The sequence below is a fragment of the Flammeovirga sp. SJP92 genome, from assembly GCF_001583495.1.
Classification (GTDB): Bacteria; Bacteroidota; Bacteroidia; order Cytophagales; family Flammeovirgaceae; genus Flammeovirga.
The window spans coordinates 1-23,152 of sequence record NZ_LQAQ01000119.1 but is presented as its reverse complement, the minus strand read 5'-3'; the positions used below and the strand labels follow the sequence as shown (position 1 = coordinate 23,152).

The window sequence follows — 23,152 nt, the reverse complement described above, 5'->3', positions numbered from 1 at the left end:
TATGCATTTTTTTAAGTTGTACTCACAAAAAATATTTAAGAATTAATTATCAAATAATTTTGGCTTAGTACTTATTTTGATGTCTTTCAATTGATAATCCATTGGCAATAGGTGGAAATGCTGATCTGCTGTACCAATCACCTCTTCATTATGGTAGATTGTATAGGCGTTTACATTAGGAATCGGTTTCCAAACCAGTACTTGTTTGTCTTTCTGGAAAATACTTTTGTAAACCTGAATATTCTCTACCCTTACCGTTTCGTTATTTTTGATTTCTTTCTTCTGAACATTCCACCAAATATCATCCAAATAGATATCTTCATTGTTCTCCAACCCTTCAAATGAAAGCTCGATACCTTTCGACTTCATTCCTTTCCAATCAGTGAAATCAAAAACTAAATCTTGCCATTCATCATTACCATTGTATTCTTTATGAGCGTAGGCAGAAACATTTCCTTTTTTGTCATCGATCATAGTCAGATTCAAACGGAAATTCTGTTTACTTTTCACTTTAATATGTGCTACCTTATTCCCTCTTTTCATCATAGGAGAATGACGGGCACTTAAGAAATATTTCTCATGATGTTGGTCTACTTTTAGATGTAAAACCTTGTTTGATGTATTGATTCCAGTTTTAGCTGGGTTTTCAATCACCATTACATCTGCGAATTCTTCACTTGCTAATTTTTCAGAAATCAATTCTTCAAATGTAAATTGATTCTCCGTTTTATACTTTCCGATAGCCGCAGGATTCCATCCCCAGGAAAAAGAGGCATTTTGATAATCCCATTCTTGATACGCTTTCAACAAACGCTCTACTTGCTCAGGGTATTGATCATACACATCTTCTTTTTCATAAGCATCTTTAGCTAAATGAAACAACCTTACCTTATCACTGTCTTGATCATAAAATAGTTTCCAGTCCTGATCACGTACTCCCCATTTGTTGGCGTTTTTCCAATACAATTTATCATGTGGCTTTTCAGAAATTTCTTTAGAGATATAAGGCAATAAATTAACACCTGATAATTCTTGTGTTGCATTAGCATTGGCCAATGATAAGAAGGTCGGCATAATATCAAGGCTACTCACCATCTCATCGTATTTTTGTCCCTCTTTGATCATTTTCGGGTAATACATGAAATAAGGCACCCTGATTCCACCATCAAAAAGAGATCCCTTTGCTCCGTTCAATGGTAAGTTGTAAGACGCATTTTCATGTGGTTTTCCACCGTTGTCACTGATGAAAACAATCATTGTATTGTCCATCAAACCTTTCGTTTCCAACGCATCAACAATTCTACCAATGTTCTGGTCCATCACATATTGCATGGCTACTAACTTCTGACGCTTAGGATCCTTGATATGTTTGAATTTTTCTAAAACCTCTTCAGGTGCTTGTAATGGAGAATGGACAGCATTCGGCGCCCAATACATAAAGAAGGGTTTTGCCTTATCCTGCTGTAAAATATATTCTACGGCTTTGTCGCCAAACAATGATGTCAAATAACGGTTTGGTGTTTGGATGGGCTGATCATTTTCTAAGAAAAATTGTGTGGCATGATCTTCAAAATAATACGAAGATGCTCCTCCAAGGAAACCGTAGTAGTAGTCAAAACCTTTACCTGTGGGAATAAATGAGTTGTCTTCTTGTCCTCCTAAATGCCATTTTCCAATGGCCGCTGTATTGTAACCAACTTTCTTTAATTCCTGAGCGATAGTAGGATAATCATGGCTGATTCCCGGTACAATCTCTGGAGAAGGACGGAAGGGACCTGGATTATCTTTAAAACCAAAACGCTGTTGGTAGACACCCGTCAACAACCCTGCTCTTGATGGAGCACAAACTGGGGCTGTAACATATCCTTCAGAAAACTGCACTCCTTTATTTGCTAATGCATCAATGTTAGGAGTAGGAATATCCGTACGTAGACCATGATAACCTACGTCCGAATAACCTAAGTCATCTGCTATGATGACGATAAAATTGGGTGTTTGAGCCCATAAGTAACCGCTCCAAAGAAGCAGTACTATAGTACTTAGTAGTCTTGTAATTTTCATATCATTCAATTGGTTTTTAAGAGCATGTTTCAAACATCCTCTAAGCCATTTCAAACAACTCAAAAGTTGGTAGTAGTAATTTATTTTCGTTAGCAGACTTCACTTTAGTCTTAAATTTCGCAATTGTATTTCTTGACATATCAAGCTGTATTCCTAGCTCAATATTGGTGAATTCATTTTCGTGATAACGGAAGATATACGACAGGTAAAAAGCCTTTGTCAAATCAAACTTCACATGATGGAAGACCGTATTGCTGGTCACTGATTCTACATAACCACATTTAGAACAACGTCTTGAAAACTGTGCACTTCCCGAAGTGTTATCGTCATTACATTGCTTATGATTATGGCACTGTTTACAAGTAAAACCTTTCTCCCATTTTTGCTTGTCCAAATACCTTTTGCATGACACCTGATCTGGGAACAATTCCATAAACTCTTCCAAGCTGATGATTTTATGAATAAATCGCTTTTCCCTCTCCTTCTTAATCCCTTCTTTCAACTTACTATTATTGACATCAAGGGTTCTATTAATGAGATTTAAACGCTCCGATTTTTCTTCCAATTTACGATATGCCTCCTTGAGTTTTTCTTCACTTTGCATTAAAGAAATCGTCCTTTCCCTTACTTTCTCTTCTAATTCTTCATTGACTTTATTTTTCAAGGAAACCGTTTTTTCTTGTTCTTCAATGACCTTCAGTTGCATCGCTTCTGTCTTTTTCTGATGCTCAATCACCTCATCTTTCGATCGCTGCTGTTCTTCTTTTATAAGTCGAAGTGAATCATAAAGCGCATAAGAGAACAGAAGCATTTCTAAGAAAATAGAGAAACGTAATAAATACTGTGTAATCGGTGTCAATGGAATAACTCCAAAGATTTTCAACATCTGAAAAATAGCTCCAATTAAAATGGCCGCCAATCCATAAATATAGAAAGGGGAAACTTTCTTATTCTCAAATCTTAGTTTTGCAACAATTAACGTCAATCCCACAATAGTTACAATCAGCATGACATCACTAAACTGAGAATTGAAATGAAATAAATCGATAATCAAAATAGAGGTCACAATACCCACCAAGTAATTCATATAGTGATAATACTTTACGGTTTTCGCCTCTTGTTTCATCATTTCTTTGATAAAAAAGATCAAGGATAGCGCCGCCGCGTAACTCAATAATGTGATCACATAATTATTGATACTAGGGTTATAGCTCCAAATAAATTGAAAACCTGTTCCATCCGTTGAGGCATTAAAAACACCTACCGTGAGAATATGTAAGATATAAACTAAATACTTGGATTCTTTGATACTCAACCAAAGCATAAAGTTATAAAATGACATAATGATGATGGCCCCGTAATAGATACCAAACCAAAGGTATTCTAAAGTAGCATGTTTAATCAAACGCTCTGTACTACGGATATTGACGTGTAAATCCACTTTATGATTGGATTTGATACTAATATAGATTGGTTTAGTATAGTCTATATCGTTATTTAATGGAATGATAAAGTTTTTGTGGAAGTAAATTCTCTGATCAAAAAGATAACTATCGCCCATAAACTCCTTTCTAATTACACCGTTTTTTTGTGGTAAAAAGAATACTATTTCATCAATAGATTGATCATACAATTCAAGTGTCCACGACTTGCTGTTATGTTCTTCTATATCAATATATAATTTTAACCAATAGGCAGAATTAACATTGTAAGATTCTTTCGAATATCTCCCAATGGTATTAAAACTCGGTGCCTTCAATATCATTTCTTCATACGTCATCAACCTTGAGGAATCTTCCCAAAAAGGAATTTTCTCCAGGTTCAAAATTTGCTCGTCCAATGAATCATCCAAACGTACAGTAAGGTGCGTTACATTGTTAGAAGTTGCGTATGTTGTTAGAATTGATAATGTGCACAGTAGTAATAAAATATGCCTTTTTATCGTGATTCTCATGAAAGTAGTTTCAGTTCTTAGCACATGATTAGACCTTCTTTTTGATGGAAAATCCCCCCATGTTCTTATAGTATAAAAATAGATATTTTTTATCGAATTTAGTTCAATTGTTAGGAAGTGTTTAGGTATGATTTCTGATCTCAATATTTCAAGTGTTAAGCCAATCAACTAAACACTTGAAACATGTATTTTATCTTCCTAACTCTTCCAAATACTTTTCGATTTTTGCTCTGTATTTTGGAGTTAAACCACTATGGTTTGTGACTTTTGTATTCTTTTGATCCCACTCTTGAAAAAGGTGCAATAACTGCTTCACTTTTTCTGGATTATTGGATGCAATATCCTTCCATTCACCCGGATCATTTTTCAAATCATACAACTCTACATCTCCACTACCTTGTTTATTATTGATGGATAATTTCCAATCTTGATATCGTACCGCAATGTCTCCATCTCTAGCCCAAAATAATGGTCTTTCTTCTTCTCCATCAATTAATTCCAAAAGGTCTTTTCCTTCTAAATCATCACTCCCCAAACCTTTACCAATCTGATTTAAGATGGTAGGCAATACATCCAAAGAGGTCACAGGAACTTCAGAATGTTTATTTTCTGGAAAATGTTTTGGATAATGGGCGATAAAAGGAATTCGGATACCTCCTTCGTAAGTTGAACCTTTAAAACCATTGAAAGGTCCCGGTGAAGACATAGTTGTTTCTCCTCTTTTCTTACGTCTTGGCTCTTTAAAACCTTGACCTGCAGGAGTTCCATTATCACTAATGAAAAATATGATGGTATTATCATCGATGCCATTTTCTTTCAGTGCTTCTCGAATCTGACCAATCCCTACATCCAAAGCATAGACCATTCCCGCAAAATGTTTTCTTTCCTCTCCTACTTCTAGGTGATCCAAAGCATCTACATACTTTTGAGGCACTTGCCAGGGGTGATGCACTGCATTGTAAGCTAAATAAAGGCAGAAAGGATTTTCTTTATTTTTATCGATAAAAGATATCGCTTTTTCTGTAAATAAGTCCGTTAAATACCCATTGTCATTTTGAATTGGAGGTTGTATTTCTCCATTTTCATAAATGGGCTTCAGCAAACTTCTTTTTACATTTTCATCTTTTCCTGATTTTGTATAATCATGTGATCCTCCTAAAAAACCATAGAAGTAATCTACTCCACGTTCGTTAGGCATTAATCTTCCTTCTCCTTCCCCAAGGTGCCACTTCCCAATGGAAGCGGTTTGATAACCTTGTTCTTTTAAATAATGGAAAAGTAGTTTTTCTTCGTTAGGTATTCCGTGTTTACTATTACCGAAACACCCAAAACGCTGTTGGTATTTTCCAGTGATCAATCCAGCTCTTGAAGGTCCACAAATTGAAGCAGTGACATAACCTTGTGAGAAGTAAACTCCTTCGTTGGCCAGCTGATCAATTTGAGGTGTATGGATTGTATTTACTCCGTGATAACCCACATCTCCCCAACCCATATCGTCAACAAAAATCAAGACAACATTAGGTGGTGTTTTAGCTTCTGCAAATTGTAATATGCTCAGTAATATAAAACTTAGTAAAATCGACTTTTTCATAATTATTGTATCTATTGTGAGAGTGAAGAGGTGGCTTTTTTTTGTACAAAATTTCAAAGTTCTACTACCCAACGATAACGGTAGTCAGCCCAATGGCGCGAATGTTTAGCGATAGCGTCATTCGTGTCCTATAGATCATCAGAAATCTCCTGATTTCTAATCACCATCAAAACCCTGAAGTTGTAAAAACAGGCCCCTATTTTATTTAGGGACCTTAATAAATAAACTACACTAATCGATTTCTAAAAATCTTCCTTTGATCTCTAATTCATCAATACCCATATAACCTCTGTTGACTGCTGAAGTCAATCCGTGAACTAGTACTACTACTACTCTAAGATCTTCTCCTTCGAAAAGGTTACTGTGTTCTGATGAATTATGGATAAACAACTTACTTTCATCCGTTTGGAAATCAGCAGAGTTGAATGCCAATGTCCAGTTTTCGTAAACGTTGTTGATATTGCCTGAAGTTAAAGCTTCTTGGTAAGCACTTTCGCTCACTACTCTTGCTTCAATTCTTTGCTCTCCGCCTACGCCGGTGATGTTATTGAACATGGCTCCGATGTCAACGGTCATTACTTCCATACCATCTGTTGATAATGAAGGCGATACAATCATGTGTTTTGCTGTAGAAACTCCATCGTAATTTCTAGCATAATTTCTTGTAATGAAGTTCTCTTTACGGTCTGCATCAGGGTGGTTGTTTCTATCAATAGCGATATTCCACCATGTCTGACCACTTGGCAATTCTGGACCTTCAATCTTCATGAAATCCATGCCTGCAAAAATGAATTCATCTTGATCATCTGGCTTTAAACCAGCTTCAATATTCATTACAAACATATCACGCTCTACAATTTTCAGCGTTTTGGTATATAATGTAAATGAAGGATTATTTTCAGATGCACCGTATTCGTTTTCAGCACTGATTGTGATTTCATAATCAAACTCCTCTAGATTTCCTCTAATATTGAATCGACCATTTGCGTCAATCGTAATTGTTGTTGCAGAAGGCAATGCTGGTGAAGTTGTGACATTGATATCTGACATAAATACGCCTTCAGCCATCACACTGATACTTTCCAATTGAGTAGTAAGAGGAGTACCCGCTTCATCCATAAAAATAATGATGGAATCTTTCTTTGTCTCTAAAGAAAGTTCAGGGCGTTTGTCTACTAACATTACTCTGAAAGCATCTTCAAAAGTAGATGTTCCATATTCATTAGAAGCCATGACATTTACATGGTATTTCCCTAAAGCCGTTTCATCTGTAGGTTCTAATGATAATTGACCTGTTTCAATATCAATGGTAAAAGGATTCAACTCATCTGAAACATCGACTCTTACAGAATCCTCAAACCATGCCACACTTTCGATATCAAAAGTGGGTGTTCCTTGAGAAATCACTTCTGGAGCATCACCTTGTACACTTCTGTTGTGTGCTACAGTGAGGTCATTTCTGTGATACAATAGGTTTTCTGGAGCGACATTCGGCACATCAAAGTCCACTTCATGGTTGGTAAGGCAACTTGTGATGACGAATGCGAAAACGATATATATTAATTTTTTCATGATTCTAAGATTTATAGATTACCAAAGAGGGTGTTGTTTGATGTTGTAATTCAATTGTAATTCTTCCGTTGGAATAGGGAAAACTACGTGCTTTTCTTCACATCTTTCACCAGGGAAAGCCAAGTGCTCCTCGTTGTCTGGACGGAAATCTTTATTGGATCTCACGTTTCTACTTACCTCCTGCATTGTCTCTTCTAAAATTCCCCAACGCACTAGGTCAAAACGTCTATGTCCTTCAAAGCACAACTCTCTTTTACGCTCATCTTGAATCAACTTCATAAAGTCTTGGTTGGCATCACTCAAACCTTGGCTCAATGAACCTGCATTGGCACGTGCACGAACTGCTTCAATATCTGCTGTAGCTTGTCCACCTGCACCGTACAATAAGTAACTTGCTTCTGCACGCATCAATAGGATATCACTGAAACGTAAGATTGGGAAATTGATAGACGTTCTATCTTTGATAATTACACCGTTTTCTAATGTTTCTACCGTTCCGTCTAGCTCACCGTTATGGTCTCTACCTCTGTCTAATCTTCTCCATTTACCTGGGAACCAACGCAATTCGTTACCAATATTCGTTGCTACAAACTCATCGTTTCTGTAATTGAAACTGAAATTAGCGCAGTTCCACTCATAACGTGTATCATCTGCTCCGTAAGTACTTTTATGCATTGATGGCGTGATGTAGGCGTGACCAATACTGAATGGCATTGTACCTGTAGTCAGCTGAATTTGAACACCGTTGAAGTTACCAATTCTACCTCCTAAATCACGACCTTCAGTTACTGTAAAGTCAACTTCCCACATTACTTCTACATCTCTACGAATACCTTGGATTTGGTTCATAAAAACCTCTTTATAATCGGGTAAAAGTGAGTGGTAACCAAATTCTGTTACTGCATTGGTATGCTCAATTACTTTTTGAAGACAAACATCACGACCAATATCTCCACCTTGGATTCTTGCTCCTGCCATTGTCAAGTAAACACGCGCGGCCAAACCGTGTGCAATCTGCTTACTTACTCTTCCATATTCCTTTGGACGGTCATTTAAAAGTGTAATGGCTTTGTCCAAATCTTCAATGATCTGATTGTATACTTTTGGAGCTGGCGTGTTGGGTAAATTCAACATATCCAAGTTGCCATCAATATCCGTAAAGTGATCCAATCTTAATGGAATGTGCTCCCATACTCTTACCAAGTTGAAGTAGTATAACGCTCTTAACGTCAGACCTTCACCAATCATTAAATCATGATCGGCTCTTGATAAATTCTCAATCGTATCTCTTTCACTTAAGTTCTGAATCAAGTCATTGACTCTGTTTACACCTCTGTAACTACTTGTCCAGATACGGTTCAAGTCAACGTCTGATTCATTGTAAGACATCTTTGTCAATTCGTGATTGAATAAAGATCTTCTGTACAACATTTCATCCGTTCCCACATTAAACCAGATCGAGAAATCTTGATCGTAGATATCTCTTAATGATCCATAAGCACCTGATAGTGCGAGGTAAACTTGTTTGTCGTTTTTATAATAATCATCTCTACTGATTTCATCTTTTGGTTCCATCTCCAGGAAAGAACAAGACGAAATGATCAAGGCTATAAGTATTAATAAATTATTTTTCATGGTTGTAGCTATTAGAAAGAAACTTGGAAACCTGCAATAAATGATTGTGATGCTGGGTATGATGAGTAATCAATACCTCTGTACATCGCTTGATTTCTGACAGATACTTCAGGATCATAACCTGAGTAGTTTGTAAATACCCAAAGGTTGTCTACTGAAGCGTATACTCTCATTTTATCGATTCTCAGCTTTTTCAGTTTTTGCGGTTCAAATGTATAACCCAATGTGATGTTCTTGATTCTTAAGAAAGAAGCATCTTCGATAAAGTAATCACTCATTTGATGACCACCGTACACTTGCTGATAAGTATATTCTTGTCCTGGACCTGGAGCACCCCAAACGCCATCACCGACAGGGTTATTCAATGTCCAACGGTCACCCACATCTTTCAAGTAGTTTCTACCTCTTTGGTTACCTACTACACCAAAATCAGCCATGTTGCCATTGAATACATCTTGGCCTACTGACCAAGTTAAAAGGATACTTAAGTCCCAGTTTTTATAGGTGAAGTTGTTGGTAAAACCACCGAAATGTCTTGGGTTAGGGTTACCGATGATTTCTTTGTCATTTTCATCAATTACACCATCACCGTTCACGTCTCTGTATTTCGGCATACCCGGTCTTACTTGTCCTGTTTGTGAATCGAAACCAGGAACCCCGTCTTTCAATACTAACTCACCATTTGAATTTCTAACAAAATCATCCATCTGATAGATACCGTCATAACGGTAACCGTACATCTGTGTCATTGGCATTCCTACAAAAAGACCGTAGTACAATTCACCCGCAAACATACCGCCTACATTTGGATCATATAATCTGAAATCCTCACCATATGATAAGTTTTTGATTTCGTTGTCATTAAATGAAATGTTGAAGTTCGACGTCCACTTGAAGTTTTTCGTCTGTACGTTCACCGTATTGATACTCAATTCTACACCTCTGTTGACTACCGCACCAATGTTTTGTTTCACTTGCGTATAACCTGTTGATGGAGCCACTTTTGCATCGAAAAGAAGGTTGTCCGTTAAGTTGTAGTAGTATTCAACATCCACTAATAAACGGTTATTCAAGAAGCCCATTTCAGCACCGACGTTGAACTGTTGAGTAGTTTCCCACTTCAAGTCTGTATTGGCTAATTTTTCTTGGTAGAATGCTGAGTGGTAATGTCCTCCGAAGTAGTATCCTGGACCCACAGCCATGGTAGGAATAAAGTCAAAATCACCTACTCTGTTGTTACCAGTAGTACCTAAACCTGCTTTAAATTTAAGGTCTGAAAATACGTTCCAGTTTTGAATAAAGTCTTCGTCACCTGCTCTCCATGCCGCTGAAACTGATGGGAAAATACCAAAGCGGTTCCCTTCTTTAAATCTTGATGAACCATCCGCTCTTACTGAAGCTGTAAGGATATATTTTCCTTTGTAAGCATAGTTGATACGCCCTAAACCTGACATTAAGTTTTGTCCTGTTTGTGCCGAAGATGGCATTTTGGCAACATTACCTAAACCGATGTTCCCCCATCCGAGATCATCCAATGGGAATTGAATTGCTGTAGCTTGGAATCTGTATCTGTTACTGCTTTGGAATGTGATACCTGTCAGTGCATTGATCTTATGACCGTTTTTCGACCAGTCATACGATAATGTATTCTCGTTGATATAGTTTTGTGCTCTAATCTGTGAGACATGACCGTTGATACCATCACTACCTCTATCCGCTTGGTTAGTTCCTTCTCTGAAGAACGTTTTCACCTGCGTATAGTTGATTTGGTAACCTAACTGCGAACGGAATTTCAAACCTTTTGCGATATCAACATCAAAGTTAATATTGGCTTGCATTACGTCTGAGATCTCCGAACGGTCTGTATTTTCTAGTGTCTGAGTTGGAGGATAGAAACCTGCACTTAATTCATCATCATCATCCAAATCACCGTTCTTTGGCGTCATTGGTCTAAACATGATGGCTGATTTAATCGCCGATACACTTGCTGTAGAAGTCTTCTGCCCTGTATGTTCTGTATGAGCGTAGTTTACGTTCAAACTCATATCCACTCTCTTACCTAATTTCTGATCTACTTTAAAACGACCGTTGATACGCTCAAAACCAGTGTTCATCAATGTACCTGCTTGGTTGATATAACCTACTGAACCGAAGAATTTAGAAAGGTCAGAACCACCTCTCATCGATACATTGTAGTTTTGGAAAGGTGCGGTAGTGAAAATCTCGTCTTGCCAGTTCGTCATATCCGCATCTGTGTAGTTTCCTACTTCACCCCATGGGTCACCACCTCCAAGGTCATGCTGTAACTGCACATATTCTTGAGCGTTCAATGTTTCCATTCTTCTATTCTGAGGAATTTGAGAAACACCAACTTTCGTGTTAAAAGTAATAACTGGCTTACCTTTCATACCTGCTTTTGTAGTAATCAAGATTACACCATTCGAACCTCTTGAACCGTAGATAGCTGTTGCAGATGCGTCTTTTAAAACGTCAATTCTATCAATATCAGCAGGGTCTAATGTAAACAATGAAGGGTCTTCTAATGGGAAACCATCCACTACATATAATGGAGCCGAGCTACCTGTAATTGTATTGGCACCACGAATTTCAAAGTTCATGGCTTGACCAGGTCCACCTTCACCAGCTGAAACCTGTACACCCGCCATACGACCTTGTAACATCTGATCAAAAGAAGCGGCAGGCATTGAGTTCACTTCATCACCCATCACCATAGATTGGATAGAGCCTGATACCTCTTTCGCGTCTTGCTTACCATAACCAACAACAACGAGCTCGTCTAGTTGTTCGATTTCAGCAACCAATCGGATATCAATAATTTTACGGCCATTTACTGGAATTTCTTGTGCTTCATAACCCACATAAGAAACCAATAATCGAGCATCAGGTTTTACTCTCAAAGAGTAGTTACCTTCAAAGTCTGTTGCAGTACCGTTGTGTGTGCCTTTAATTCTGATACTTACACCAGGAATTGATTCTTCATCATCTCCTGTAACCGTACCTTTTATTTTTATATAATTTCCTTGAGCATAAGCCAATGGAGCGTATAAGAATATACAGCCCATCAGTAGCAAGGACAGTTTGATTTTAGTTAAGTCTTTCATGTCTTCAGGAAGTTTAGTTTGCTGAATTATTTTGCTCTTACTTGTAATTGGTAGATATAAAATCGTCTTGCTAAAGCACCTACCCCAGGGTTGAAGAAATCGGCTCTTAACGCCACTCTGATTTCCTCACCTAAAAATTCAGATGGAATAGCGACTTGATGATTTCCTTCTGCCTTTAATTGTTTTTCATTGATGATCGCCGTTGAATACATCATCAAATGCTCAGAGATATCATTTTCAATTAAAGTCCAGTTGGATTGTTCTGGTGCCTCTTCGTTATAATCAGAAGCTTTACAAACCATTACTCCCAAATGTTGGTTGACATTTTGAGCACCGCCTGTATATCTCCAGAATCCTGTTACGTCTACATAAGCTTCCTCATTGACCGTAGTCAAATCAATTACGTCAGAAACTAAATCAGCTCTTGACTCCTGATTCCATGACCAGTACGCTTTTACAATTTTCTCTGAAACAAAACCTTCTTCGTTTTCAAAATCAAAAGCAACACCTGACCATGCTCTTCTCCATAAACCACCTGTGTAATTGGGGCCGTTATTCCCCTCTTCTAGTTCAGTGGAATACATTTCGCCATCAATTTCCTTTTCTACTACACCATAAGTGTTGGTATTGATTGCATTTTGTAAACCGTAAGAAGTGGGAGAACCTAAGAAAGAAATAGCATTGTAGAATAAACGGCCTACATTTTTACCGATTACCTCAATAATCACCGCCGTTCTTTTAGATAAAGAACCTAACGCATTTTCAACATTAATGTCCAATGCAAACACTTCAATATCATCCTCTCCAATAGGATACGCTTGTTGTAATTTTACTTTACCAATCTCCGCATCAATCGCAAAGACATCCGAAAAGTTAGAAAGTGTAAATTCGTAAGGGCCACCGCCTTTTACATTCGGACGGCTTGTAGCTACCTCCAAATCATCTCCATAGAATGAATAAATGTTGGGCATGTAAATGATGTCTTGAGGGATCGATTGATCTGCTGTAAAATCAAGAACATCTGTGAAAGTCGTGCTTCCCATACTGTTTTTTACTTCTACATCTACTGTGTAGCGACCAACAGTGAGGTCGTTAAAATCTCTAATAGTAATAATTCCCGTTCCGCTATGAATTCTAAAGTTTTCAATTAAATTTTCACCTTTGTAATCGTCAGATTTCACATCAATAAGAGAGAATCTCACTTCTTCTCCACCGGAAAAAACTGACGGCTGATCTGTAGTAAATGGTTCACCACAAAAGTACTCTCCAATGCCGATATAGCGGAGGTCTTTTGGTGCACCCACGTACATAGTACTGTCTTCTTTTTGACAGGATGCCAATAGCAATGTCGCTACTGTTAAAAAAAAGAGCTGTCTGATCTTCATTTCATTTATAAATTTAGTGTATTAGAAAGAGGGCTGATAACTGGCTTTCACCAGTCATCAGCTTTGTTTTGTGCTTATTTTGATCCGATAGGATTATAGTTTTTTGATGCTTCGTAGTCTTTTGTCAGATTAAAAGTAGCCGACTTCACATCATCAGAGTTTGTTCCGATATATACATTGAAATCACCCGCTTCAACACCTTCAGACATATCCCATCTGAAGTATGTCAATGCTTCTTTCTCGATAGTGAAAGTGATTTTCTTTGTTTCACCTTTCTTGATGAAAACCTTCTCAAATCCTTTTAATTCTTTTAAAGGACGAGTTGATTTTCCAATAACATCTTGGATGTACATTTGTACTACTTCCTCACCGTCATAGTCACCTGTGTTTGTTACTTCGATTGATGCAGTGATCGCCTCATCTGTCATTTTATCAGATGATAATGTGATCTCACCGTACTCAAAAGTAGTGTAGCTCAAACCGTAACCGAATGGGTACAATGGGCTGTTTGGCACATCTAAGTAGTTTGATTTGTAACCTGATGGTTTTTCAGGATCAAATGGTCTACCTGTGTTCTTCGCATTGTAGTAAATTGGCACTTGACCAACGTTTCTTGGGAAAGTCATTGGCAGTTTACCACCTGGGTTGTATTTACCAAAGATCACATCAGCGATAGCTGGACCTGCCATAGTACCTAAGTGCCATGTCTCAAGGATCGCATCAGCCAACTCATCTTCTTTCTCAAGTGCCAACGGTCTACCGTTCATCAATACCACTACGATAGGCTTACCCGTTTCCTTTAAAGCCTCCAATAATTCTGTTTGAACACCTGGAATTGTGATGTCTGTTCTACTTTTTGCTTCACCAGAAATTGTTCTTGGCTCACCAATCGCCAAAACTACAACGTCAGATTGGTTTGCAACTTCGATAGCTTCCGCAAAACCGCTTTTGTCATCGCTCTTCATATCACAACCTTTAGCGTAAAGTAATTCTGCTTTACCTTTTGTTGCTCCTTTCAAACCTTCAAATAATGACTTGGCATCTTTTGGAGAACCTTTCGCTTTCCAAGCACCCAATACGTCTTTTTTGCTTTTCACCAAAGGACCGATTGCTGCAATCTTAGTTTGCTTCTCTAAGTCTAATGGTAAAACTTGGTTATCGTTTTTCAATAATACGATTGACTTTCTAGCAATTTTTCTAGCCGCTTGTTTGTGCTCTTTTGACAACACTACACGTGCTTCTCTTTCTTCGTCAGAGTATCTGTATGGATCTTCGAAAAGACCTAATTTGTGCTTTAAAGTTAAGATTCTTCTTACCGCAACATTGATTTCCTCTTCTGTTACATCACCTTTCTCTACTGACTCTTTTAATGTCTCTAAGAATACAGCACCTTCCATATCCATGTCGATACCTGCTTTCAACGCTTGAACACCTGCATGTGCTAAGTCTTTGGCAGTACCGTGAGGAACTAACTCATTGATAGCAGTATAATCCGTTACGACCATACCATCAAATCCCCATTGATCTCTTAAGATATCTTTGAATAAGTAAGGGTTGGCTGTACTTGGAACACCGTTGATTTCGTTGAAAGAAGTCATAAATGTTTCTACACCTGCATCAACAGTTGCTTTGAATGGAGGTAAGTACACTTCGTGCAATGTCTGTAATGACATATCTACTGTATTGTAATCTCTACCTGCAATTGGAGCACCGTACGCTAAGAAGTGTTTCGCACAAGCAAGGATTGTATTTTCCTTTGATAAGTCATCGCCTTGGAAACCTTTCACTCTTGCTTTTGCTACCAAGTTGTTGTAGTAAGTGTCTTCACCTGCACCTTCCATCACACGACCCCAACGTGGGTCTCTACTTACGTCCACCATTGGTGCAAATGTCCAGTGAATACCTTCTGCTGATGCTTCTACGGCTGCAATTCTTGCCGCTTCTTCCATCGCCTCCAAGTCAAATGAACTTGCCTCTCCTAGTGGAATAGGGAACAACGTTCTGTGACCGTGGATAACATCATAACCGAATAATAAAGGAATACCTAAACGTGTTTCCTCTACGGCCATTTTTTGTAATTTTCTTGTGTAAGAAGCTGTAAATGCATTGAATAATGAACCAACATTACCTGCCTTCACCTCTTTTTCTACATTTCCTCTAAGTGTAGGACCTGTAACGTCTCCTGAAGAAGTAAACTGTGTCATCTGACCAATTTTCTCTTCTAAAGTCATTTCTTTTAATAAACTCTCTACCTTCTCCTCAATATTTTGAGCGTAAAGAGCACTGCCTAAAAATAAGGCTGTAACCGTTAATAAAAATTTATTCATATTCAATGTATTAGGTAGTAACTGTAATCAATGTTGAAATGTTAGCGTGGACCTAGCCGTATTCAACTAGCTCTTTTGCAAAGTATGTTTTGTGTTTATCCTGGGCTTTTATTGCCTTAAAATGTATTGTCTTGTAGTCCCATGACTGAAGTCATGGGCTGATGATGTCCCTGTTTCAAGTGTTAAGCGATAGCGTCACTTGGAACTGAACATTGTCTCCTGACTTCGAACCACACCTTCTTTTCATTTCGAAGTCAGGAGACTTCGCCAATCCTTTATCACAAGTGACGCCTGACGGCTTAACACTTGCGACATAGAATGGTGCACGTACTACAAGCGATCATTTTAAAACAATAAAAGCGACCAATATAGATAGTAGTTAGAATAATTGAACTGGTAATTCAATTTCTTTTTTACCCATTTTCATGACTAAAATGCCTTTTGTACCAGCTAGAATATTATCTTTTTCGAACTGAAGTTGATGTAAACCTGCTTCAAACTTCTGTTCCGATTGGATCTCCATCTTCTTTTCTGCTTTAGTAGATTTCAAGTAGAATGAAATGTTTGCATCCTTGTCTGTGTAGAAATCAAGGTGATACTTTTCTAAATCAGGATGACGATACAATTGAACTGATTTAGATGATTTCTCGATCACTGCTAACGGGAAGCCATTCTTGTGTTTTGGAGATTTGATCCCCATCTTACCTAAAGCCACTTGTAATTCAGGAACTTTCTTAGACAATTCCCAGAAAAGACCGCTTCTATAATTTTCCATCATAATCACTGTTCTTCCCTGATCCAAACCTAAGTAACGGTCAGAATACCAATCACGCTTCTTGCTGTAAGCATCTTTGAAACCGTATTCTCCCCAAAGTCCTTCTTTATGGTTTTCGTAGAAGTTTCTCAACGCCAACATCGATTGGTAAGGCACATAAGGGAATACACCCAATGCCGCCGAAGGAGCAATTACCCCTTTGTCTTTTGGACCTGGCCCTGCCATGTTGTTATAACCACCGTCTTCTGATGGAGTTTGAGAAGCTGTTAAGCCCCAATCTTCCTTGTTGTATTGGAATTCTTTTGGAGCGAACTTACTGCAGTACGTCCAGTTGATCAATGAGTGATTGATACTTCTCTTCCAATAGTAAGTGTATTGGTCTTCCATATCTCTTGGGTCTAACGCCAAGAATGGAGTTTGAGCAAGGTACAAAGGTCCACCTTTTGGCTTTCCAACATCCAATGTATAACCGTAGTACTCTTTACCGTTTACAAAGTTTTTACCTTCCACATAACCTCTATAAGAACTCTTTTTGATTCCTTTTGAAGGATGACCCAATGCTAAAACATAACTTGTCATTGATTCAGTATATCCTTTCATCAACAACTTCAGGCCTTTGTTCTCTTTTTGCTGGTAAGAGTGATTCCACCACAACGCATTTTGATGCTCATGCATAGTGTAATCCACCGCTTCCCATAATTTTGTAATTTCTTCTCTCAGTTGGATTTCCTTTGGCGTATCCTGATCAAAATAAGCTCTTGCCATCAATAACCCCATCATTAAGTTGGAAGTCTCTTGAATGTCCGCACCATCTTGACCACCAAAGTGAATCAACTGCCCCGTTTTACCGTGGATCAAGTGAGGGTAAACACCGTGGAAACGAACGGCCTTATTTTCTAAGAAATCCGTCATTTTCAACATACGGTTCAAGACTTGCTCTCTTGTCACCCAACCTCTGTGTGCCCCAACGATAATGGCTTGAATACCGAAACCTGATGCTCCGATACCAATCTCATATTTCTTGTTTTTTAATGATCTTCTAGGCGTAAGTCCTGAAACAGGGTGTCCTAATTCCCAGAAGTAATCAAAAGATGCTCTGTGCGTCTCTTCAAAGATCTGTCTGTCTTTTTGAAAACGATCTTCTTCTTTTTCCAGACGGGTCACACTGTACGTGTAACCCATCAAGATAAAAAGTAGTCCACATCCAAAAATTGATAATATAGTTTTAGTTCTCATAGTAGCTAAGACCAGTATTGTCAAAATTATTTACTATTATTTTTTTGTTGAAGTCTCTTCTGCTTCATCATTTCCTTACGCTTTTTCAAACGTGCCTCTTTTCTGTAGTTCGTGTCTTTCCACTCTTCAAAATCAGGCTCATCTGCTTCTTTCATCAAACGTGCTAACTCAACTTTCAACTCGCTGATTTGCTTTGCGTAAGCAGGATCATTGATCACGTTGTTCATTTCTTGAGGATCTTTCTTTAGATCATAGAACTCATAGTCATCGTTATCAAAGTAGAAGTGAATCAATTTGTAATCTTGTGTTCTTACACCATACTGTCTTTTCACCTTGTGGAAACCAGGGTATTCATAGTAGTGGTAGTACACCGACTCTCTCCAGTCTTTTGGTGTTTTACCTTTCTTCGTGATTTCTCTTAAAGAAGTTCCTTGCATATCTTCTGGTACTTCAACCCCTGCAAAATCCAAGAAAGTTGGACCGTAGTCAATATTTTGAACGAATGCTTCCGCTTCTTTACCAGCTTTGATTTCTTTAGGATAACGCATTACTAATGGCGTTTTGAAAGACTCTTCGTACATAAAACGCTTGTCAAACCATCCGTGCTCACCTAAGTAGAAACCTTGATCTGAAGTATAAACAATGATTGTATTTTCAGCTAAACCGTTCTCGTCTAAGTAATCTAAAACTCTACCAATGTTTTCGTCAACTGCTTTTACAGTACCGCAGTAGTCTTGAAGGTAACGTTGGTATTTCCAAAGTGCCAAATCCTTTTCAGAATAGTTTGCTTGGTGCATTTTGTCGTTTTTAGCTCTGTAAGCTTTGTGCCATCCTTCTTTTTGCTCAGGCGTTAAACGAGCAAATAAGTGAGGCCAGATATCTTTTCTCCATTCGTCGCTACCTTCCTCTACAGACATTTTCAAATCATGTCCTTCTTGCATATCACGGTAAACGTTCATCTCTTGCGTAGATGCCGCTACTCTCCCTTCGTAGTCATCAAAATAAGTATCCGGAACTGGGAACTCCACATTGTCAAACTCATTCGCATATCTCAATGGAGGCATCCAGTTTCTATGCGGTGCTTTATGGTGAATCAATAAAGCAAATGGCTCATTCTTGTCTTTTTGCTCTTCTAACCACTCCAACGAGTAGTCAGTGATTAAATCAGTAGTATACCCTTCTACCATAGTAGTATCACCACCAGAAATGAAGTCAGGATTATAGTACTCTCCTTGATCATTTAAAATATTCCAGTGATCAAATCCTTCTGGCGTACTTTTCAAGTGCCACTTACCAATAATAGCCGTTGCATAACCAACGTTGTTCAATTCTTTTACCCAAGTATTTTGAGAAGCATCAAACGTATCTGAATTATGTCTGAAACCATTTTTATGACTGTACTTACCTGTAAGCATCGTCGCTCTTGACGGCCCACATAAAGAGTTGGTCACAAAACTTTGATTGAACTGAATTCCTTCTTTCGCAATTCGATCAATGTTAGGCGTAGGTGCAACCTTTGAAATCTCATGCCCATAAGCACTGATTGCCTGCAACGCATGATCATCTGACATTATATAGATGATATTTGGACGTTGGTCTTTTTCTTGAGAAAAAGCTGTAGTAGTAATCAACAGTAGTAAACTGATCAAGTACAAGTTCTTCATTTCGTAATTCTAATAGGTATAATTGATTTTCTAATCGCAAGTAAAATAACACTTCAAGTATACTAGAAAGAGTTGCATCTGAACCGAATTTTGAGATAAACAAATGTAAAATTTAAGACTTTTTTACACTCCAAAAAAACGCATATGCACAGATTAAAAACAAGAAAAAACCGCATTTAAACACACATAAAGCAAGATTTTAAGATATGCGCACATCTTAATGACAACATTAAGTTTTTTGTGATTTTTGTAGTTTTTCAACGAAAAATTATTGGCATTGGATTTTAAAATGGTTTGATTTGTAACATTTGAAAATAGCACTGCTTATTCTTTTTGTATTACCTAAGGGAAAATATCACTCTATTCAACACCTTATACAATGGTAGCTACTTCAATTTTATGGATGATATGGGGCTGTGGATTTCTCTTAATTTTCTTCTGATGGAGATGAATTTATTGAATTAGGTTGGGGTTTAGTCTCTTAAATACAAAGGTAAACACTGGGCATTTCTTAGATGAAAATTATAGGAAATAATAAAATCCTAATTTCAAATTTTCTAATAATAGGCAAATATAAACGTGTATAAACGATTACAACTCGGATAAATCTCCAGCATTTTGCAAATTTGATAATAAGAAGTGCATTCAGTTTAGTTTTAATACTACTTCAAGTCTAAATAGAGGTTTCCATGAGGATACATACATGATTGAATAAATATAGAAAAGCAGTGTTTACAAATTCATAAGTCAATTTGTATTACATCTAAAAATAACAATATCAATTATTTGATAATTCATAGGGTAATGTTATTTTTAGTGTGTTAAAACAAAAGTTTAATACTAATGGATAAACGTCATGGTGTTTAGCAAAATATAATGTGACATGGTGGTGTTTAGTAAATGTAAATAAATATTAAAAATTGAATGGGAATATTTGATAAACTTTTGAGGAAGAAAAATAAAGCTTTTAAGAATGCAAAACTTATTGATTTGTTAGAAAATTATGGTAAAAACCAAAGCTAAGAAAATTACCAATGAGCATTTTACGAAATTGTTGAGAGAAATTCATTGTTGATTTTATCAATTCACAAGTGAATGATAATCCTTCATTCTTCGATGAATACGATTGTTTTGTAAAGGTATTACGAGAAGTAGAAAATTAAATAATAAAGATATGAAATATTTATTTGAAACATGGAAGGTTTCAAAGCTAATCGAACTAATGAGTAAAGGGAACTTAAACCTTAAACCCCATTATCAAAGGAATTCCATTTGGAGCAAAAAGGATAAGAATTTATTAATTGATTCAATTTATTTTGGATATCCTTTACCTTCATTCTTTTTATATTCTAAGAATGACAAGGAATATGAAGTAGTCGATGGACAGCAACGAATAACTACTATGCTAGAATTTAATATAGGGGAAATTACAGGCTCTGATTTAAAATCAATCAAGAATACCAATTCAAATACTTTTCTAGACTACCAAATTAATGTTACTATAATTAAAGACATAGAGAACTCGTCTGATTTGGTTAATTTCTACACGCTAGTAAATAAATCCGGTAAGCATCTTAACGCTAATGAATTAAATAAAGCTCAATTCAACAACACTCCTTTTCTTAAAATGGTAGAAAAAATTGCGGAATCAAAAGAGTTTTGTGAGTTAGATATCTTTACGGATTCAACTAGAAAAAGGATGAATGATCGTGCTTTGATTGAAGAGCTTGTTGCCATTATTAAGTATGATGAAGTTGATAAAAGAGGTGTTGTAACTAAATTATTTGAGGGTATTGAGCAACCTGAAGCTGATGAGTTATATAATAAATTTATGAAAATAACTCAAAAAGTTCTAATCTTAAATAAAGAGTATCCAATTAAGAAAACAAGATATAGACAACGAAATGATTTCTATACTTTATTTCAATTTATATATAAAAATATTGGAAATGATATAGAACTACTGAAATATCAATATAAGGTTTTAAGAGTATTAGCCCCACATATAAGACCTTCACAAGAAGAATGTGATCTACTGCAGGAATATGCTTTAAATTGTGTTTCTCAATCAAATTCAAAAGATGCGAGACAAAAAAGGCTACAAATTTTCGATATGCTATTAAAACCAAATATTAATGACCCTGTGGTATTAGACGTAATTGACTATCTAGAGGATTCATCCGAAATTGAATTAGATCAACACTTTATAAAAATAAAAGATCAAGAACAAATTAATATAAAAGAATTTGATATCGATGAATAATTTAGCTCAGCTACCTTATACCAACGGAGGAATTATTTGTAATGGGCAACAGATTCAGGTTAAAAATAATTCACAAGACATATATTTAACGGTCGGAAATATTGATTATATCATAAATGAGTTTGCAGCAAAAGGTGGTAACTCTAGACTATTAAAACTAAAGAATGCACAAGACGAAGAAGAGCCTTGTAAGATTTTAAAACTCTGTAAGTTTCCTGTTAATTCTTCTGGAAGAATTAAAACTATTCACTTAAGATTTTTACGTGAGATAATCGCACTTGAAAAGTGTAAAGAAAATAAAACACAGAATATAATTGAAATTTTTGATAAAGGAAAGATCATAATTGGGAGAAAAATATTTCTTTGTTATGTAATGGAATCTGCTCAACTTGATTTAAAAAGTTTTCTTGAGAGTAATAATATTGATGAAAGGTCAAGGCTAGAGCTTTGTATCGAAATAGCAAGTGCATTGAATGATCTTCATACCATAGGAATCTATCATAGAGATATAAAACCTGACAATATCCTTAAGGTAAATGGAGATTGGAAAATTGGAGATTTAGGTTTATGTGAAATGAGGGGTCAGGATAATGAAATAGATCGTAAAGGCGATTTTATTGGGCCTCGAGGGTGGTCTACTCCAGAAACAATGAATAAGTTCCTTACGGAAACTGTTCCTCACTATACGTATGATCACCAGATTGATATGAAGTCTGATATATTTCAATTAGGGAAATTATTATGGTATATATTACAAGGTAATGTACCAATTGGAATTTTTAAAAATAAAGACTTTAAATTTAAAACTGGGAATGTGTTTCCTATCATTAAATCAATGCTTAATTATTCTAAAGATTCTCGGCCTAAAGATATTTCAGCTGTAATTAAACAATTACAGCTAGAATACAATAGAAGCTTTAAATAAAACAACTTGCACAGCCATCACCTTCTGCATCAAGTAGCTTATCAAGCCAATTAGGATCAGAGGTGTTGGTTGATTTCGTTACTCCTAAAATTTCACCTTGCTACCTTGTTTTTATTTGAAGATTTTCAAAACGTCTCTTCATTCGCTTAAGATGTTCTGGTTTTGATAATTGTTCATGGCTTACTCCTTGTATCCGAGAATAGCCATCTTTTCGTATTTCTTTGCCTCTTCAAAAAGAGTAGGATGCTGTGCCATTATCCAAAACCATTCTATTTTCTTGATAAAAAAGAATAAGCAACCAGGACGACTCCTAAAATATTTTCCCTTTTCACCATCAATTTCGTATTACCGTTGTAAATAGTCATTCAGCAGGTCAACATTACTTTCCTCAATCAAATCAATAAAATCCTGACGAACATGATTATATTTGTACTCCACAATGGGAAAGTAGTCCAGTTTCCCAACTGGATAATCAGTAGTTTTAAGCCAATAGAAGATCACTTTATTAAATGAAACAACAACGATGATGCCTTGTAGATCATTTAATTTCTGATTGATAGAAAGAGAAATAGGCTTATTAACCAGCTCCAATACCTTCTCTAAGTATTTTTTTGAAATATATTCCTTGAAATATTTAGAAAC

General features: G+C 36.6%; 12 protein-coding genes and 1 pseudogene. 2 read left to right on the top strand and 11 right to left on the bottom strand.

Features of this window, described 5'->3' with window-relative positions; genetic code table 11:
* Nucleotides 1-42: 42 nt before the first annotated feature.
* The 10 genes from AVL50_RS31440 to AVL50_RS31395 form a co-directional block, all read right to left on the bottom strand.
* Complete coding sequence (locus tag AVL50_RS31440) at nt 43-2,061, bottom strand: sulfatase-like hydrolase/transferase (RefSeq protein ID WP_157491750.1); 2,019 nt, start codon at nt 2,059-2,061, stop codon at nt 43-45.
* A gap of 40 nt (nt 2,062-2,101) precedes the next feature.
* Nucleotides 2,102-4,015, bottom strand: coding sequence for a 7TM diverse intracellular signaling domain-containing protein (locus AVL50_RS31435; protein ID WP_082796097.1), 1,914 nt, complete (start codon nt 4,013-4,015; stop codon nt 2,102-2,104).
* Between the two features lie 190 nt (nt 4,016-4,205).
* Nucleotides 4,206-5,606: a sulfatase gene (locus tag AVL50_RS31430; protein WP_062621834.1), complete on the bottom strand. Its 1,401-nt coding sequence runs from the start codon at nt 5,604-5,606 to the stop codon at nt 4,206-4,208.
* Between the two features lie 231 nt (nt 5,607-5,837).
* Nucleotides 5,838-7,178 (bottom strand): hypothetical protein, encoded by a 1,341-nt coding sequence (locus AVL50_RS31425; RefSeq protein ID WP_062621833.1) that lies wholly within the window; start codon nt 7,176-7,178, stop codon nt 5,838-5,840.
* 18 nt (nt 7,179-7,196) lie between these two features.
* Nucleotides 7,197-8,813, bottom strand: a complete 1,617-nt coding sequence (locus tag AVL50_RS31420; RefSeq protein WP_082796096.1) for a RagB/SusD family nutrient uptake outer membrane protein — start codon at nt 8,811-8,813, stop codon at nt 7,197-7,199.
* A gap of 11 nt (nt 8,814-8,824) precedes the next feature.
* Nucleotides 8,825-11,935 (bottom strand): TonB-dependent receptor, encoded by a 3,111-nt coding sequence (locus AVL50_RS31415; RefSeq protein ID WP_082796095.1) that lies wholly within the window; start codon nt 11,933-11,935, stop codon nt 8,825-8,827.
* 26 nt (nt 11,936-11,961) lie between these two features.
* Nucleotides 11,962-13,320, bottom strand: a complete 1,359-nt coding sequence (locus AVL50_RS31410) for a hypothetical protein (protein WP_062621827.1) — start codon at nt 13,318-13,320, stop codon at nt 11,962-11,964.
* Between the two features lie 74 nt (nt 13,321-13,394).
* Nucleotides 13,395-15,647 (bottom strand): glycoside hydrolase family 3 N-terminal domain-containing protein, encoded by a 2,253-nt coding sequence (locus tag AVL50_RS31405; protein WP_082796094.1) that lies wholly within the window; start codon nt 15,645-15,647, stop codon nt 13,395-13,397.
* A gap of 379 nt (nt 15,648-16,026) precedes the next feature.
* Entirely contained in the window at nt 16,027-17,658 is a 1,632-nt protein-coding gene (locus AVL50_RS31400) for a glucoamylase family protein (RefSeq protein ID WP_082796093.1), read from the bottom strand.
* A 26-nt stretch (nt 17,659-17,684) separates the two neighbouring features.
* A complete protein-coding gene (locus AVL50_RS31395; RefSeq protein ID WP_062621823.1) occupies nt 17,685-19,322 on the bottom strand; it encodes a sulfatase in 1,638 nt (545 codons plus the stop codon).
* 1,174 nt (nt 19,323-20,496) lie between these two features.
* Between AVL50_RS31395 and AVL50_RS31390 the strand changes: the two genes are divergently transcribed.
* Together AVL50_RS31390 and AVL50_RS31385 are read left to right on the top strand one after the other, a co-directional pair.
* Nucleotides 20,497-21,585: a DUF262 domain-containing protein gene (locus AVL50_RS31390; protein ID WP_062621821.1), complete on the top strand. Its 1,089-nt coding sequence runs from the start codon at nt 20,497-20,499 to the stop codon at nt 21,583-21,585.
* Complete coding sequence (locus AVL50_RS31385; protein ID WP_062621819.1) at nt 21,578-22,510, top strand: protein kinase; 933 nt, start codon at nt 21,578-21,580, stop codon at nt 22,508-22,510. Before AVL50_RS31390 ends, AVL50_RS31385 begins: the two co-directional genes overlap by 8 nt.
* Before the next feature lie 345 nt (nt 22,511-22,855).
* Here the strand turns inward: AVL50_RS31385 and AVL50_RS33460 are convergent.
* Nucleotides 22,856-23,152, bottom strand: a pseudogene (locus AVL50_RS33460) (hypothetical protein); the annotation flags it as partial.